The sequence below is a fragment of the Paenibacillus sp. EZ-K15 genome, from assembly GCF_002573715.1.
GTDB lineage: Bacteria > Bacillota > Bacilli > Paenibacillales > Paenibacillaceae > Paenibacillus_AQ.
Genome location: NZ_PDHM01000008.1, coordinates 109726 through 127383, shown reverse-complemented (window position 1 = coordinate 127383; position 17658 = coordinate 109726). Strand labels below are relative to the sequence as shown.

The following is a 17658-nucleotide window of genomic DNA, read 5'->3' as shown; positions in this document are numbered from 1 at the left end:
ATGCCTTAAATCGGCTTAGATTCCGTCATCGAAGTGAAAAGAAAAAGCACCTGCCACAATATGGCTTTGAATTAGACGTGTTTTATGGGATGTTTGGATGATTCAAGACAACACAAAAAAGGAAAGGCATTAGCCCTTCCCCCACATACAATATATTTGTTACCAAGTGGCTTTTGTTACAAAAGCCATGTTTCCTTGATTGGGCTTAAAATTACTCGTTGGTATAGTAGCTGACACAGTTATATGAATTTCACCTCTGTTCTGAAGATCATCGAACAACTTAGTGAATGATGCTCTTTCAAGATACAGACTCCATCTATCGCCATTATCAGGTTTCAACTCTAGATTGAAATATTCTGGCTCAATGCCTGTGTCAAAACCATAATTGTAATAATCATCAAGTTTTGCTGTACCAGACAGAACAAAATCTCTGTCAAGGTTGTTTGGCATATTAAATTGAACGTCTTTTGCTGTAAGAGTTATATTGTTTTCATCCATAAATATCTTAACTGGATCGCTATCAATTTCATTTTGTTCTGCCTTATCAAAATATGCACTTAATATTGCTGAATCATAATTTTCATACTTTAAATCAGAAGCACCAAACCAATTCTCAATCTTCTCTTTAGCTTCGGTATATTCCTTGCTGTTTTCATCGAAAACTCTTGAAAGAAATTCATTTATGGATGTATCAAATAAATTACTTACATCGTCGATTAATTCTTGTTCTTTTTCTGTGACATCCGGCAACTCTCTACTGAAGCGTTGGTACATTCCGGTAACTGCTGGTATACCATCATCGAACTTATCACTGGTGTTGACAGTGTTAATAATCAAAATTGACAATTGCTTAGATTTGTCCCAAAGTTCGTCCCGTATTGCATCAGGTTTCGCATGTTTTTGTGTATTTTCTCCACATGCAGTTAAAATGGTCAACACGAATACCATAAAAATAAATAAATACTTTTTCAAGCAAGTGCGCCCCCTATATTTCCCCTTTAAGTTTATCACTGATTCACTGATCCCCTCATTGCTTCCCATTTTCACCATCATGCTCATTAAATCAAAATCCGCTATACAACAACGACCCTTGTCCTAATATTCATTTACTTCAAAAGTGATGATTTTATCGAAAACAATGTAGTCCTGTCTCTGTTTAAATGGTCCTTTATTATTATCGTGCTTATTAATCGCAAATGTTATCGGGCCAGCACCAGCAGCTCTTCCTTCATACCAGTTTATAAATTGTTGTACTTCTTCCATTGAAAGATCGTATTCTTTCTCAGTACCATTATTCAAAGTAATAACGAATATTGCTCGTTCACCAACAGGGTTTACAGGTGGCTTTGGATCTACTGGAGGAACAGTAGGATCAGTAGGGTCAGTAGGATTAACCCCCCCCCCAATAGCGAATACTGCACCACTGCTATCGGCAATATAAATTGTGCCATCTTCTGCTATAGCGGGGGCTGATACAAAATTAGCTGCTCGAAGGTCTAATGACCACTGTTCTTCCCCGTTAGAATCTAATGCTACGACTTTTCCTCCAACGCCGAAATAAATCAGATTATTTTTATCGATGATTGGTGATGAATACATCGCTTTAGAATTGTATACCCATTTCAACGTTCCGTCTGGGTTAATTGCGTAAAAATCCTTAGTTCCGTTAATTGCATAAATAGTGCCATCAGGTCCGACAATAGGATCAATTGTTTCAGTTGCTGAAATTGATTTTTCTACAGTGAATTTCCACTTTAAAGTTCCATCTGGATTGATTGCATACACATAACCATCTTGTGAAGTTGCATATATTGTGCCATCCTCTGCAATAGCTGGCGCAGAACGAGTTTCACTGCCAACCACCCCTCTGTATTCCCAATTCTTTTCACCCGTTTGAGAATTGAAAGAATATAGGCTGCCACCACTCCCATAACCGGCTTTAAAAATCAGCGCCCCTTGCTTAGATAACGCAGGGTAACCAGCATGTTGTGTAGATTCGAAGGAACTTCTCCATTTAAGTGTACCATCTGGGTTGTAGGCAGCTAATCTACCAGCGATTCCAGATAGATAAAGAGTACCATCATTACCTATCAAAACTTCGTTCGAATAGCTAGTAGGCAATGATAACTCGGTAACACTCCCATCGATTGTATCGAGAGTGAGAAGTTTCGAACCTGCAGGAATAATCAATTTTTTCTGATTATTAATAACTGGTGTACCATATACTAAATTATCAGTAATTGGTTGTTCCCATTTTAATGTTCCGTCTGGATTGATTGCGTGAATATTAAATTTTGGATATAATGGTCCCTCGTAATTCTTAGTGAAGATTGTTCCCTCTTCGTCAAGAACTATTGATGAGTTACCTCCTGATGGCATCTGATACTTCCATTTCAGATGAACATTAGAATTCACCGCAGCAAACCTAGAGTTTCTGTTCCAGTTGTGTCCGGTAGGCTGCATGGATAAACTGTCGTAAGCCCCTTGTTCATATCCTCCACCCTGTGTAAAAGGTGTACTGGCTGCCTGTACATTTACGGTCAATAAAGAAAAAACCAAAGTAAAAGCAGTGAGTAAAGTTAATCCCTTTTTAATTCTCAAAACTCCTTCATCCTCCCATTATTTGAATATATTATATATCGGATAGTTCTATAGAATTATTAACTCGGTTTTCATATGTCTATATACCTAGAAAAAGCGAGAAGAGTTACGCCCCGGTCATATGCCGCATTCATGCAGCCGTGCGTGTCATTCTCGCCTTTTTCTATGCTTACATCCTATCATGGGAAAACCGTCAAGTGATGTCTAACTTAGGGTCATGTTGTGTTTAAATTGTGATCCGTCCGTAATACGAGATAGCGGTGTTTGCAAAAATGCTACAGCCGGAGACCGCTATCCCAGAAGGGTTCAAGAATTGGCGATATAAGAATTTAACCATCGTCACAAAAACTGATCAAACCTTTATCAAAAAGGAAATCGTGTGCTGGACATAATAGAAAGCCATTGTATTGATCGAGTCGCTCTTTGTTATTTGAGACTCGCCAATGCTTTGGATGGCTGGCCCTAAGGAAATCTGGATTATCTATACCACATAACTTGCACTTTTCTTCAAGTGCCCGCAATCTTTGTTTGAAAATTCCTCGGCCAATTCTACTCTTTACAACTTGATCCCTTAGAGTTTCTTCTGGTTCTTCCGAAACAGAGTTAATTTCCGTTTTAATTATTTCATCTTCGGTCATCCCATCTATGGCAATGTCAGTTTTGCTAATTCCCACTAATTACATGAAAAGAAAACTGCCAAGCTAAGAAATAATGCCATTGTAGAGAATTTGCCTTTCATATATAAGCCCTCATTTCTAGTGTTATCATATCTTCGTTAATATTAACGTAATTTTTCCTTATCCACATGCTCAGCCCGTATCCTCGGATCAGTAATGTTCGCCTCAATCAAGGATTGATAGATTTTCTGAATATCAGATTCCGTTAGAACGGTATCCACCTTCTCCGCTTGAATCCGATTCATTTTTCGCTGAATATATTCGGACAGCTCAACATCGTACACAATCAGTTCGTCCGATTGGATTTTTCTCAATTCCGGATCAACGCTGAATCTACAGCGCATCGTAAAAGAAACCATTGAGATGAACCGGCTTTTTTGGTAGTTAGGGAGCAAACTTTTAATCGCTTGAATATGCCCGTAATTTTGCATAAAGGGATTGTACATTTTAAACCGGTTACTTACCGTCCATGACTTATTCTCTCTTGTTCCCTTAATCTCTCCGGTATAATTCTTCGTCTCGATGACGAACAATCCTTGCGGCGTGATTACCACATGGTCAATCTGCGAATAGCCCGTACGAGACTTCGAATTCGTCACCATTAAATCACTTACATACTTACATCCTTTGGGGAGTTGATCTAGTTGAATGTTAATCTTATGCTCACCCAGTTCACCAATACGAGTAGGTTGAACCTTGGGTTTGGCGTTGTTTCCTGATGTTTTAGCTTTATTCGTATGTTGAGCCGGCTTTTTCTTTGGCTGATCAGAGGATTTGAACAAGGACTTTAACTTTTCAAATATAAGAAAGCTCCGTTCTATATGTAATGGTGATTCATCCAATCCATCTCTTAAGAGGCGACGTACTCCTCTGTATACTCCATTCAGTAGAATTAATTACTAGCTGCGTTCTCCCCTTTATTTTAGAATGCCTCCCTTATCATACTACAAAGCTATTGACCCATCGTATATTTATACATTAACTTACTTATATAAGTAATTTCCCTAAATATGGAATGCGGGATCTGGAGGCGAATATCTTTGGTACCTACAGACAGAACAATCAGTACGGAGCTATTACGTTACTTGGAGAAGGAAAAACTCAGCATTTCCTCTTTTGCAATTAAATCGGGAATCAATTCGGGAACCCTCAGCCGCTTTATCAATGGGAACCAGCCGCTCTCCGTTTCAAGCCTTGATTTAATTACCAAAGCTATGAATCTGGAAGAAGGCTATTTTTATTCTCTATATGTAAATGAGTCAACTCCGAACTGGAGGCGACTTGGCCCCTTTATCTTGCGATGTGCCGAGCTAGGGAAACTCTACTGCATCGATCAGGCTGTTGATTTGATCATCGATAACCCAGCTTATTCATCCCTACTCTTTGATAGCGCTGAAGCACTATTTCACAGGGGAAATCGAGCGGCTGCTCTGACCATATACAAAAAAGTTGCCGAAAGTGAAAAACACCAGCATGCCGAAAGATTAGGTTTGTGTCAATACAGGATATTTACTTGCTCCCTAAACTCGGACCAGGAACATAATCTGAACTGTACCATACAATTTGAAGCTTATGTCAAGCGACTTCCTGAGGGGGTACAATTAGATGCTTTAAAAGATCTAACTAACACGTTGTTGTCCTTAAATAAATGGAATAAAGCAAAGTACTATGCTCAGGAAATGGGACGCATCTCCAGAATGCTGTATGCGCAGAAACATAATAAAAATAGGCCTCATAGGAAGCCTATAGAGCCAGCCAAACCGTTGTTTGGATATATTTTATACTCCGATCTGCTGTTAGGCTCCATAGCTGCAGATAACGATGATTATGATCAAGCACTTTATTATTTATCCTGTTATGAGGATCAAAGCTGGATTATAGAATCAGATGAAACTGCCGAACGAACCAAAGAGCAGTTCCAGGAATGGGCTAGAGGCAACCGTTATCTATATGAACTAATGAATGGTAACATAGAAGTACTTGAACCATACATAGAGTATATCTCTTCCAGGGAGAACGAAATACTAAGAGCTTTATTTAAAATCATCCAAGCAGCTAACAAGTATCATTTTGAATTTGATGAATATCTCGAAAGATTTGAGAATCTGATCAGGGATCATCTCAAGCGACGAGAATCAGTTGGCAGTTATACCGAACATATAATGGATGACCGATTTGCCAATTTTCTTACCGATGTCGGTATGTATTATATACGGAAGGATAACATTAAAAAAGGATCAAAATATATACTGGATAGTTTAGAATTCTCTCATACCCACAATAATGCGATCAACATCGTAAGATGCTGCACAACCATTGAGCATATACAAACTAAGCTGAATCATGACGATCTAGAAAGATATGCTGCAATACGAAAACAATTAAAAGTTAGCGGTACTCTTATTCATCCTTAGCTTCACAGGAATTCTTGTTTTATGGCAGCTTAACTTCAGCAGCAGACTCCCAAGATGAACTTAGCATCTATTCGCGAGTGGAATGATCGGATATCAGTGAATTAGAAAACGGAGAAAAAAGCCAAGGCTGATCGCTGCATTAGCCTTGGTTCTTCATTGTACTCGTTATCAGGGATTCCTTCCTCACATATGAAAACCCAGTGATCATTAGAGTTCTCAACAGCATTAAAGGAAATAAGATGATTGGAATCAATGAGCTCATCTGTCTCTCGAGTGTGTATTTTATCTGGGAGATCCGGAAGAATCACATGACTTTTACATATTGCCTCACAAGGCGATTCCTCACTAATCCCACCGATAGGTTCACTATCAAGTAAAAAAATCCCATTAGAGAATTCACTTAGAAAAGTACAAAACAATAGTGGTAGCTTCACCCCTAATCTATCTTCAACCTCTAAGGTCTTGATGGTATGTAAGCTCAAATCTATCTACTTCAGGGTATCTTTCTGTAAGCGATTTATGAACTCTCTAACATCCATCCAAATCCCCCCTCATATTTTGAATTATTCGACAACCATATATCCGGAAATCACTTCAAAATTGCCAAGTTGAATGAACATAAAGATACTTTCGGCACCTACGTATAATGATATCTTGTTTCAACATGCTTTCAATATTTAAAGGCATATCTTTTAAAAAATCGAGCGATACAACTCGGAAGGATTGGATGCTACTCTACCCGATAGGTGAATCAGAACATCGTCCACGCTGTTCAGAAGCTTCTGAAGCTGCGAGGCGTCCATTTGTTGAAAAATTGAAACATCATTACAGCCGACCACAAAATTAAGAGTATGAATAAACATCACCTTATCCAAATCCGGGATAGAATTCTGTCCCGTTAGCTGGATGACATCCTGAAGCGAAAAGTAAGATGGAGAAAACATGCAATTATTCTCCTTCATATACAATGCCTTGAGCATGCATCCTAAAGCGCGATCACTAAACAAGATACATACATGAGCAGAGATCGGATGCATCAACCGGGCTGCTGAGTTCATATAGATCTGTACGTAATGCTGCATCTTAATCATTGATTTGGAATGAATAGAGGATTCCTGAATTTTTAACAGCCTATCTTTGCTATCTCTGCATTCATCGATGGAGGTTAAATGATTCACATACGTCAGCTCCTATTCGGTTATTGGCGATACCCCAGCTACGACTGAATTCCTTTAATGGTCTTTCCAAAATTGCAGGTTCATAAGAAGTAGTTCTAGCTCAGTTCATCAAAAAGAGTAAACATATAGAAATAAATACTCACTTAGGATGAATAAATAAATACAAACTACATACAATATTACCGTATAGTAGTAATTTATTCAAACAACTTATTATCTATGTATTATTACAAATCAAAACATTCCCTACACTTCTATTAAAGAGAGGTGTAACGATGCCTGATGTCCTAAAATTAGTCGGAGCACGTATAAAGGATCTTCGTAAATTAAGAGGATTATCTCAAGAAGCATTAGCAGAAAAGGCTGGCTTCAATATAAGTTATATAGGATTTATTGAACGAGCCGAACGTAATGTTTCCATGAAGAATCTGGCGAAGATTGCTAGTGCATTAGATGTTGGAGTGTATGAGCTTTTTACATATTTGAAAGAACAAGAAGAACTGCCAGAGGAATCGGGTATGAAAGATATTATCTCTTTACTAAGAGAACGTGATTCAAAAGATATTGAGATGGCCCGAAATATACTAATTGAAATTTTTCGGCGGATTGATGGAAATAGTTAAAAAAGCTGATCGGAATCCGATCAGCTTTTTTAGAGTTATTACCAAAGATTAAAAAATCGATTAGTAACTAACTATTATAGTAAAATATTTGAAATAAGTTACCTTCTCTCTGCCTTATATAAAACGTTTAGCATGGATTCTAGTGCCCTGTTGCATAGCAATAAACTGAGAGAGAATTGGAGGAGAAATAGTTTAGGGCAACTAGAGTAAATAGTAGATTCCAAATATCAGTTTTTTCCCCTTCCCAACACTAGCCGCACTATCCACGTGCTCAGCTTGAATCCGATTCATTTTGCGCTGAATATATTCCACGGATCATCTCCAGCGACGAAAATCAGTTGGCAATTATACCGAACCTATAATTAATGACCGCTTTGCTAATTTTCTTACTGATGTTGGTATATATTATTTACGGAAGGATAACATTCAGAAAGACTCAAAATCTTATACTAACAATAGTGCGATCATCATCGTAAGATGCTGCACAACAATTGAGCATATACAATCTAAGCTAAATCATGACGTTCTAGAAAGGTATGCTGCAATACGAAATCAATTAAAGTTAACGGCAACTCTCGCTCATCCTTAGCTTTGCAGGCGCTCTTGTGTTATGGCAGCTTAACTACAGCAGCAGACTCCCAAGATGAACTTAACATTAATTCGCGAGTTAGACTGATCTGTTATCCGTGAATTTAGAGAACGAAGAAATCAAGTTGGAATAAGCCTTTGGAAGTTTTCAAGTAATTGTCACGTTAGTTGCGAAAAATAATATAAGCTTAATTCGCGTACTTCATTTTTTACTTTGAGGATTTAACAAATATATAATTACCTCATTGGCAAGAATCAATGGACTTTGGTTCCAACTTCTAGCTGCTCAAGAGTTTCCTTCATACATCTTCACCCGCCAGAAGAGCTTCATAATCCTGCTGAATAAAGAACTTATTCGATTGAATGTTGTTAATCAGGGTATGATCTCTATCAATGCCATCTTCAGTAAGATAGTTAATCTTATCGGGTACAACCGAAAATAGCTTGCTTTCTGTAACTACTTTCCCATTTATCCTTGCAATTTTATTAAAGGTCTCGTTATAATACCTAAACTCTGCTCTTACACACTGTTCTTTAAATACTTTTGCAACTTTTTCAGTAACGCTATTGCTTACGATAAAAAAATTAGGCTTACCAGCATCCTTCTTCTCTGTGATTCCATATAGGCGAAAAAGTAAGTTGCTCTTTTCATCAAACAGCTTTATGACGAATCGGATATTACTGAACGTCATTGGAAAAAATATAGAAATCTCGTTTCCATTAGAATTTTGAGGATTCTCATGGAGTTCAATAGATGGAGATATTATTCTAAATATCTCAGCCAAATCTGTATCTTCTGCTGACAATAAATCTATATCAAGAAGATGATCTTTATCAGGTAAAAAGCCCCCTCCTAAAGGATCTTTTTTAGTACGTATATGATTTAATAAATGACACAAGGATGCCAACAGCCCTGAAAGCAGTATCCAGATTGCGTAAACAAGAACATTAACTATTGCCTTAACATCTGAGACTTTTTGAGGAAGCTTCATTGAGAAACCATTATAGAGAAGAGCACTAATTCCCCATATAATTATAGAAAGTAGTGTAGTAACTAGCACGGTAATGAATAAGATATTTACATTAGTTCTTCTAGAAATATTTCTTATGTATTCATTATAATTGGCTCTAAACTCTTCAAGACCTAATCCATATGGGTGATATAATTGGCGTAAGTTTTTTGAAGCACCTATTAAATTATTGTCGTAGACAAATGATATAAATATAGCCAAAAACGAAACAACACCCATAACCCCAGAGAAAACCCAGCTTACTAATTCTAGTTTCTGTTGCTCTGCATCTTGAAGACTATACGAAAAGTCTTTATTAAAAAAACAAAACAAAATTACACTTACAAAGGCCAAAAAAATAAGCGTGTTTGGGACATATCTATTTAGTATTTTCTTCAAAATATTCGACCATACCTTCCAAAACATTTTTAATTTCATCAAAGGTATCTGTGTCATAGAATGAGACAGATGATTGACAGTCGATGGAGAAGTTGATTTTAGCTTGTTTATGGTAGTACTCTATATGGGATATTCTCCCTTCTTTCAAAATATTCGAAAACTCACTTTTCTTTGTGTCCTCATAACTAAATGTAGTTGCTTTTTCAATATCACCAAATAAGGTAATAACCTGCAAAGCTACTAATCTAAATTGATCGCTATTGAACTTTAGTGACTTTTCTAAGCTATCAAATATATTTATTTTTTTTACATCCATCATAAATTCAGTGTTTAGCTTTGAAGTGACAAAAAACAAATCACTTTCAGAGTTACTAAAGAAACAAATAACTCCTTGAGCGGGGAACAATAAAAAGAATATCATCTTTTTGTCTTTGGCAATTACTTTGTCTCTATATTTGATAGGATCAACCCAAGAAAAATGAAGAAAACTAGCTGAATTTAATTTTTCGTGACACACGAACTCCTCGTATAATCCTATTTTTTTGGTTGTTACTGTATTACCCAAGTTCTGTATCTTAAATAAGGTGCAGTCCCTCTCCATCGGTCTCAAATATTTCACCCCCGTTCATACGCATATTCATTGGATATTCCTTATTTTCATTCAGCTAACCATGCATCAAGCACAGCAAAGGCTGACTCCAGCTTATCAGATCTCATTGTTTCCAAAATCACTTTATTATAAGAAACAATATCTGCAACAAACTTTTTAATGTTGTTATCCGCTTTATTAAATAATTTAATGTTTTGTGTCAAACTTTCAACATTATGAAGCACATTTTGTTCGATGACTTCTTGTTTATGAGAATCCTTCTCAGCAAACTTCTGGAATATTTGAATTAATTGCCGTTGGGTAGCAGACAAATCCTTGATTCCTTTGTCGCACATTTCAATATATTCCTCTTGAAGCATCTGAATGACTTCATTTCTTAAAGTTTCATCCTTAATGTCCATAACTACAATTTTCAGTATATCTGCATTCCTACCCTTTAGTGAAAAGAAACAAGAAAAAGGCGTCCTACTGTAGCTACCACTTGTTCTAAACTGAACAATATCTTTCCCCAAGGATACATATTCACACGCTAGTGAAGAATTAATAAGATTGTTATTACTTTCGCCTGTGATTGTCACGTCTTTGATATCAGTGTCGACGTTGAATTTTATTTCCTTAAACGAAGAGGAAATCCCCCTTAATTTCAGACGGTTGTAAACAAAATCAATAAACAAAGCTGTTTTGAAACTAGCTTGATCATCCCATGTTAAAGCACTAGTCTTGTTCTCAATCCTGTAAGCATGAATGGGTAGCTTAACTTCTGAACCGATATAAGCCGCAATAATGCTGTGAATAGTATCATCACCAGCAAAAATTGTAAGCATTTTTCGTGTTAAACTTATCTTAATAGCACAGTTATAAACAGCTGTGAGACTCTCAATACCTTTCTCACCCGTTCTCCAAAACTCACCATACTCCTTGATGGTAATGATCATATCAATGTTAGCTGTGGTAACTTGTTTTACATCTATGCTCACAAAATACGTTTCTCCGTAAGACCTGTTTATGCGATTAAACATGGCCTTTATTTGTTCAGTTTTTTTTTCGTTATACCAATCAAGATTTACCAGTTTGTGAGTAAAAGCCGGTAATCCTTTTGTTTTCTTCATAACTGCCATTTCTACAAAACTTTCGACTTCTTCTTCAGTTAGAATAGAAGCCATAGAGAAAAAGGCATTTTTCATATCCCTCTTTCTCTTCACCTTCTCAGGGAGCAAACCTTTAGAAAGCAACATTGCTTTCACTTCATCAAAATTTAATTTATCAAATAGTCTCGCAACTACAGTCTGTTTGTTCATAATAGCGACCCCCATAAGATGGAAATGATTCCATTATACTATACCACCCTAAAGAATCAACATCCTTTGACCCATATCGACAGGTTCTGAAGACGCTATGAATATAATTGTCTTTATTTTACGATAATGCAGGATTAGTTTAAGTAGTAAGAAAGATAGAGAAGTATTAAGCTATCAAGGATGATTTTTAATCTTTTGTAAATACTTGTGGTAGTACCAATGTTTCAGTACCCTCCGACCATACACAACCACTTGAATTTTTTTTCTTCAATATGTCCTTCAACCAATAGCCTCTAGTCTTTTATCTTAAACTATATCTTACCCAAATAATTAGATAACCCAATATTAGAACGTATGTTCCTATAAGTCAATGACATTATGTGAATTTAAACTAGATAACTAGCTAACATAGAATTGAAATAAAAAAGACAAATCCACCTCAGGTATGGACTTGCCCTATTCATACAAAATTCTGATGAATCTTAATTCTCACGAACAGCGCTTACTATCTATTTGTGAATTCATTACTGTTAAATAACCAACTTACCGCTGATAGGTTCTTCTGTATAATGAAATTCATAAAACTAAATGCAAAGTAAAATTCTCCATTTGTTAGTAAGTTTAATTACTGATAACTGTAGTAGATCCAACGAAAGAGGTCGTATCTAGAAGTACTGCATTAGTTTTTGGAAAGGCTATAGCAAACGTTATCATTTCATACTCTTCAGTGTTATCAAGGTTTTCCGTTTTTATCGGATATATCAAAATGAGCGCACGATCATTACATCTCAGAGAAATTTTCTCCTCATCACTTAGTTCCTCATTTGCAGTAAGTAAGTTAATGAATTGTTCTCCTTTTAAAGTAACTGCCTGTAACATAGTATCTACTCCACGAGTAGATCGATGTACTCGATTTATTTTATATGAATAAAGGGTATCATTACTTTCATCAAAATTGTTTGAAACTAGCACAACATCGCATAGAGCTAACTCGTCCATTTTGGTTTCTCTCTGGACTAATTCAATATAATTTACCCATTCGTGTACTCTACCACGAGGAGACTTAAAAGCTCGGAGCATTGATAAAACTTGTATCATGTCAATTCCATACCAGATTCGATTATACCCAGACTGATCCCTGTATTTTCCAATCAGAGTAGGCTCCCCTTTAAGGTTTTTCAAAAAGCACTCCACTATCCTTTTATTTTCATTAATTGTTTTTCCATCATTGTAGAAGCTTGTTTCCTGCAAGGTTTCTCCTGAAAACGAGCTTCTTCGTTTATGCCTTCTCATAAACCGACTCTTATTAACAGCTGTAACCTGCAACCTTAGATTTTGTTGGGCATTACTAATCACACGAAGTGCTGGACAAATTGAAGTGGTTTGTTCAATGATCTCAAGTTGATATTGATCGGGAGTTAATTCAGTATCATGCATTAAAATCAGGTCTTCACGTAATTTTTCCAAAGATTCTACAACTTGCGCATATGCAATAATTAATCTATTTGTTGTATACAATCTACAGACATCAAGATATTTTTTCTTATACCCACACCATCTCCCCATTTGAGTCAAGGTGTCATGATTTCGGCTTTCTCTTAAATAATAACTTACTGTTAAACCATCTAAAGTAATACCCCTAGACAACTTATTACCCCCAACGGCCACTACATAAAGTCCCTTGTTTTTGTAATCTTCATAATTAAGAGTATCTTCCGATTCACCATTTATTTTCATAACTTTTATACGTTTGACCACAATTAATAAAACATCTTGGACATCTTGCCATCTCACTGATAATGGTTTATTAAAAACTTTAGCGCTAGTTGTGGCTATATCATCCTTGAAGATCTTTTTTAATTCATTTATTGTTTCTTGATCATTAGTTTCAATTAGTTCTCTCAGCAGCTCAATTTCTCGATCCACCAATGGGTAGGTTGTGTCATGATTAACGTTTCTAAAGTCTGCGTGAATAAGCATTGAGCAATGCTCTTGTTCTCCTTCACGAATCAATCGAACAGCAGTTGATAGAATAAAGACCTTGATCGACTCTCTTAGCGAATCATGTAAAACCCCCCCGAAAGCAGCACTAATTACATTTCTTGTTACCGCATTATCTAAAGGTCTTCTTAATGGAGCCGCAAGAGCATTTTTACCAAACCATTGTTTTGGCCCGACGTAATTTTCATCACTGGGAATTGCTAATATAAAATCTTTTGGAAATAGATCAGGTCCATATATCGGATGTTCAATTTCTCTATTAATAAGTAAATTTGCAAAAGGGGTTGCTGTATAAGATATATATGTTCTCTTTTTTAAGTAAGCAAGCATTGCTCGAATATGAGCATTAATGGAGGAAGGTTTGTAAGTCTCATCGCTAGGATGCTTGCCCCGATTTGTTTTAACATTGTAGGATGTGTCAACTGATGCCAGATCCGCCTCATCATCAATTATTAAGACTTTATTTCTTTCAGCCTTTGAATTACGAAGAAAACTTATTAACGCCCCGAGAGTATGTATATTTTTTTTTGTGACAATTATTATCGGTTCACCTGGACGAGCAACATAAACTCCTTCTCCAACACTAGCATTTATGTCACCGTTTCTCAACTTATTAGTTAGACATTGGGTTAATACAGGGGAGTTACGATATTTGCCTATTCCAACAATCCTATCCTCGCCGTCTTCCAAAACATAATGAAGCCTTTTTTCTCCTAATATGTCATAATCGCATCGAATTTGTGTTTGGGATCTAAGGTCGTTCTGTGTTCCAGATAGAATAATGACAATTTCATAACCATTATCTATCGCTAAATTCGCCAATCCGTGGAAATGCTCAGTTTTTCCAGATTGAACATCCTTAAAAACCATACCACTAACGTAAAATTCTTCTTCGGATTGATTCTTTAGCATATGTTTCAAAATTGTTTTAAGCGTAAAAATCATGCCATTTGTTTGGGCATTCGAACGATTCTTTTCTTTACGAAGAAATGTTAGATATGCACTCCATCTTGGACCATCTAATTCAATTTCCCCACTAAACTCCTCTTTTGATTCAATAATGGCCGTGCCATTGTACATCCTTAAAAACTCTTGCAATTCAAACTTCAATTTAGTAATCACATCTTGTTCAGTTACTTTATAACCTAATCCTTCCACTAACTCTATGGCTTTTTTTAACTCGGAATTGAAACTATCCATATCAGTTATTTTTTTGCTCACAAATGCTTGGTCCAAAACTGATTCAATAATACCCATAACTGACATACTATCACCTCCATAATTTTCCCATTCAGTTACTATTATTGTATGTCTTTTATTAATATCCGCATAGACTAGAATATCAATATTTAATATACTTCGGCTTATTAAAAAGAAAGGAGAGGTGGTATGAATATTTAACGAATAACTATGTTGGGCGAGAGATGTATTTAAGCACAAGTACATAATTCAGCAGCAGATGTTGGATTCAAATTTAATTCATTATACAAAAAAACGTCAATTTTGTGAGAACTAACTTTATTTAGTTTTAGACAAAGCCATTTAAAGGCACTTCACAACCGTCCTCTTGGTAGCACTCACAAGTTATTCTTTTCTTGAATTAAAGTCACAACATTTTTCGAATAATGGACATTCTGTAGACTTTGGTTTTTTAGAAGTACACACTAAGCCGGCAATATCTAATACTGCTAAATTAGCCTCTCTTGTACTGTCCATCCCTTCAAAATGTGCCCTAATTTTAGCTGCTAGCTCTTTGTCCATTCGAGGTCTAGGATTCCTTGATGTATATCCAAAATATCTTGTGAAGAGCCGAATAACATTTGTATCGATTGGAACAACTGGCTGGTCAAATGCATAGCAAAGTAAAGCATTTGCAATATAATCGCCGATTCCAGGGAGCTCCCTTAACTCGTTATAATCATTCGGAACTGTACCGTTATGCTGACTGCAGATTATCTCAGCTGATTTTATTAGTCTTTCTGCACGATAGTTTAGTCCAATAGGAGCAATGATTTCTTTCAGTGTTTCAGTATCCGCCCTTGCTAGTTCGCTTATATCAGGATATTTCAGCAGCAACTGTTCATACACATCCTCAACTTTACGTACATGGGTTTGCTGAAGCAGAAACTCTGCCAATAAAATTCGATAAGGATCTTTCGTATTTCGCCAAGGAAAGCGATGCCGTCCATTCTCGATATACCAAGTCAGTAGCTCCTTCCAAAAGAAAGAATCTTGACTCATTTCATCACCACGTTTATGTTTTTTCATATTCTTATTTATTCTTACCCATATTAGCAGCATCCAATAATTCAATTATTGGATGGCCCTTAATTAATAAACAAAACACTCAATACCTGCTTATTAGCCCGGTTATTGAGTGTTTTGTTGTACCTAAATCAAAATTAGATGATATTACTCAATTGCTTCGTATGCTCATCCTTGAACTGTATCCAGCACGCTTCCTGTTTAGCCCATTGAGTTACGTTTCTATCACCCGCGGATGCACGCAGGAAGAATAATGCCTTGTCAGCAATAATTTTTATTACTTCATCCCATTTATCTGATAAGGCTTGTCGATTCCATACATCTACTAGCTCTATTTTATTTCCATATATATGATTAAGCATAGACACAGTATAGTAAATTACGTTTGCCCTATATCCCTGCAGCCTCATAGACTCCACAATATTAGTTACATGACGATTAATAATGGTCCTTGCTATTAATTTCTGATAAACTTCTAGGGTAACTTCACTCAGAGGAATAGTGTCATCATTATCATCCTTCTCGTATTTCCAATACTGTTTATTTTGCTCCATAAACCGCTTAAAGGCTTCTTCTCCGCCTTTACTTGAAATATGGGGGAAACCTTCACAAGACATATAATGTTTAGCCAAATCAACTTTGGTAATAGTTTTTTCACTTGGGTATTGCTTTTTAAATTCATTTTGCTCCTTACCACGTTTACGTCTATTTAAATCAACTGCATATTGACCTCTTGCGCGTTCGAAGTACCATTTACTCTCTAATTTTCTACCATCATTAGTTGGGATCCATGTGTTTCTAGATAGTTTTTCCAATTCAGACATAAATCTAGAATTTGCTAACAGATCGGATTTGTTTATTTTATTCTGTGTATTTGCATACTCTGAAATATTTGAAACCATCTCATCTTCAAGCAGTTGATGATCTTTCTCTTGATTTGCTTCAACATGAAGGATAGTCAATTTCGCCTGAACATATACTTCCGATAAATCTACATCACTCTTATAAGCCTGATGAATTGATGCTGTCGTCTGTCCGCCATTTACAATTTGCCACCCGGTTAGCCCTTTAATACGATAAAGATTTATGTTTTCATTTATTTTTTCGATTTCTCCCGAACGAGCTACACTAGAAATACCATTATTATAACTGACAAACATTCGTCGTTCATTGGGGTCTTTAAGAGTTTTCAATATCCCTTTATTAGTTCCGCCCTTAGCCTGCAAATAAGATCGCACATTTCGTTCAACAAGTTTTGAGCCCCATTGGTCATAAGCTTTAGCAAGTAATTGCGCAGGTATGAATCCTACATAACATGTAAAATAATTCATTTCTCCTTCATGCTGAGCATTGGGAACATACATCATCTCAAATGACTCTCCCAAATCCTTCGCAAAATCGATATGAATTGTTTGGACACCTTGCTCGGCCAAGATGATCTGAAGTATACGATCTATGTCCCACACTTGAACATTAACTGTTTCAACTCCAGGAATCGATAGCTCTATTGGTTTATTTGAATTATAGAACATATTGGTTATTACAAATATATTCACTTCGTCGATATCACTTATATTATCTGATATAAGTACAGCCAATTCTCGAGCTTGAAGAGAATGATCGATTGTATGAGCTAAAGTTTTAGCGTTCGTAAAAAATCGTTTAGCCTGATTGGCAAGTTCAGTCATCATCGTCATATTTATCGTAAGTAATTGCTGCTCGTTTTGATCAAAGTTATAATCAGCTATATATAAGTCAAGAACGTTCTGACTTTCGTCAAATGAGTAAGCATTTACAGCTATTTTTTTTTGAGTATCTATATATGGAGGAATTAATATATCAGGATCATCGTCTCTTTCCATATACTGAAGCATCTTTTCTAAGAAAGGAACTCGATAAACTCCTGTTTTTGATGCTTTTTCTTCTATTTCTTCAAGAAATCCTTTGAGGAATTCGCTTCGCTGTCTATTTTCTAACATTCAAAAAGTCCCCCA

The 17658-nt window shown here is 36.2% G+C and carries 13 protein-coding genes; 2 read left to right on the top strand and 11 right to left on the bottom strand.

Translation table 11 applies throughout. From position 1 onward, the window contains the following. Nucleotides 1-159: 159 nt before the first annotated feature. The 4 genes from CRG97_RS05175 to CRG97_RS05165 all read right to left on the bottom strand — a co-directional run bounded on the left by CRG97_RS05175 (nt 160) and on the right by CRG97_RS05165 (nt 4060). Nucleotides 160-972, bottom strand: coding sequence for a hypothetical protein (locus tag CRG97_RS05175; RefSeq protein ID WP_098742065.1), 813 nt, complete (start codon nt 970-972; stop codon nt 160-162). Nucleotides 973-1095: 123 nt separating this feature from the next. After that, the gene (locus CRG97_RS05170; RefSeq protein WP_237566297.1) at nt 1096-2601 is read right to left on the bottom strand and encodes a PQQ-binding-like beta-propeller repeat protein; all 1506 of its coding nucleotides are present in this window, start codon (nt 2599-2601) and stop codon (nt 1096-1098) included. 329 nt (nt 2602-2930) lie between these two features. Continuing rightward, nucleotides 2931-3239 carry an HNH endonuclease gene (locus tag CRG97_RS32860; RefSeq protein ID WP_114149300.1) on the bottom strand — a complete coding sequence of 103 codons (309 nt, stop codon included), beginning with the start codon at nt 3237-3239 and terminating at the stop codon, nt 2931-2933. Nucleotides 3240-3382: 143 nt separating this feature from the next. After that, a complete protein-coding gene (locus CRG97_RS05165; RefSeq protein WP_237566296.1) occupies nt 3383-4060 on the bottom strand; it encodes a nuclease-related domain-containing protein in 678 nt (225 codons plus the stop codon). 303 nt (nt 4061-4363) lie between these two features. Between CRG97_RS05165 and CRG97_RS05160 the strand changes: the two genes are divergently transcribed. Further along, the gene (locus tag CRG97_RS05160) at nt 4364-5692 is read left to right on the top strand and encodes a helix-turn-helix domain-containing protein (protein WP_237566295.1); all 1329 of its coding nucleotides are present in this window, start codon (nt 4364-4366) and stop codon (nt 5690-5692) included. A gap of 692 nt (nt 5693-6384) precedes the next feature. Here CRG97_RS05160 and CRG97_RS33000 read toward each other — a convergent pair. Then, the gene (locus CRG97_RS33000) at nt 6385-6636 is read right to left on the bottom strand and encodes a hypothetical protein (RefSeq protein ID WP_153047481.1); all 252 of its coding nucleotides are present in this window, start codon (nt 6634-6636) and stop codon (nt 6385-6387) included. 509 nt (nt 6637-7145) lie between these two features. Here CRG97_RS33000 and CRG97_RS05145 point away from each other — a divergent pair. After that, entirely contained in the window at nt 7146-7493 is a 348-nt protein-coding gene (locus CRG97_RS05145; protein ID WP_098742061.1) for a helix-turn-helix domain-containing protein, read from the top strand. A gap of 887 nt (nt 7494-8380) precedes the next feature. Here CRG97_RS05145 and CRG97_RS05140 read toward each other — a convergent pair. The 6 genes from CRG97_RS05140 to CRG97_RS05115 all read right to left on the bottom strand — a co-directional run bounded on the left by CRG97_RS05140 (nt 8381) and on the right by CRG97_RS05115 (nt 17643). Continuing rightward, on the bottom strand, nt 8381-9490 hold the full coding sequence (locus CRG97_RS05140; RefSeq protein ID WP_098742060.1) for a hypothetical protein: 1110 nt from the start codon (nt 9488-9490) through the stop codon (nt 8381-8383). Beyond that, nucleotides 9471-10100, bottom strand: coding sequence for a hypothetical protein (locus CRG97_RS05135; RefSeq protein ID WP_098742059.1), 630 nt, complete (start codon nt 10098-10100; stop codon nt 9471-9473). Before CRG97_RS05135 ends, CRG97_RS05140 begins: the two co-directional genes overlap by 20 nt. Nucleotides 10101-10147: 47 nt before the next feature. Further along, entirely contained in the window at nt 10148-11398 is a 1251-nt protein-coding gene (locus tag CRG97_RS05130; RefSeq protein WP_098742058.1) for a hypothetical protein, read from the bottom strand. Between the two features lie 621 nt (nt 11399-12019). After that, a complete protein-coding gene (locus CRG97_RS05125) occupies nt 12020-14665 on the bottom strand; it encodes a Z1 domain-containing protein (protein WP_161952914.1) in 2646 nt (881 codons plus the stop codon). A 318-nt stretch (nt 14666-14983) separates the two neighbouring features. Next, nucleotides 14984-15667 (bottom strand): HhH-GPD family protein, encoded by a 684-nt coding sequence (locus CRG97_RS05120; protein WP_161952913.1) that lies wholly within the window; start codon nt 15665-15667, stop codon nt 14984-14986. 134 nt (nt 15668-15801) lie between these two features. Further along, nucleotides 15802-17643, bottom strand: a complete 1842-nt coding sequence (locus tag CRG97_RS05115; RefSeq protein WP_098742055.1) for an AIPR family protein — start codon at nt 17641-17643, stop codon at nt 15802-15804. Nucleotides 17644-17658: the final 15 nt, after the last annotated feature.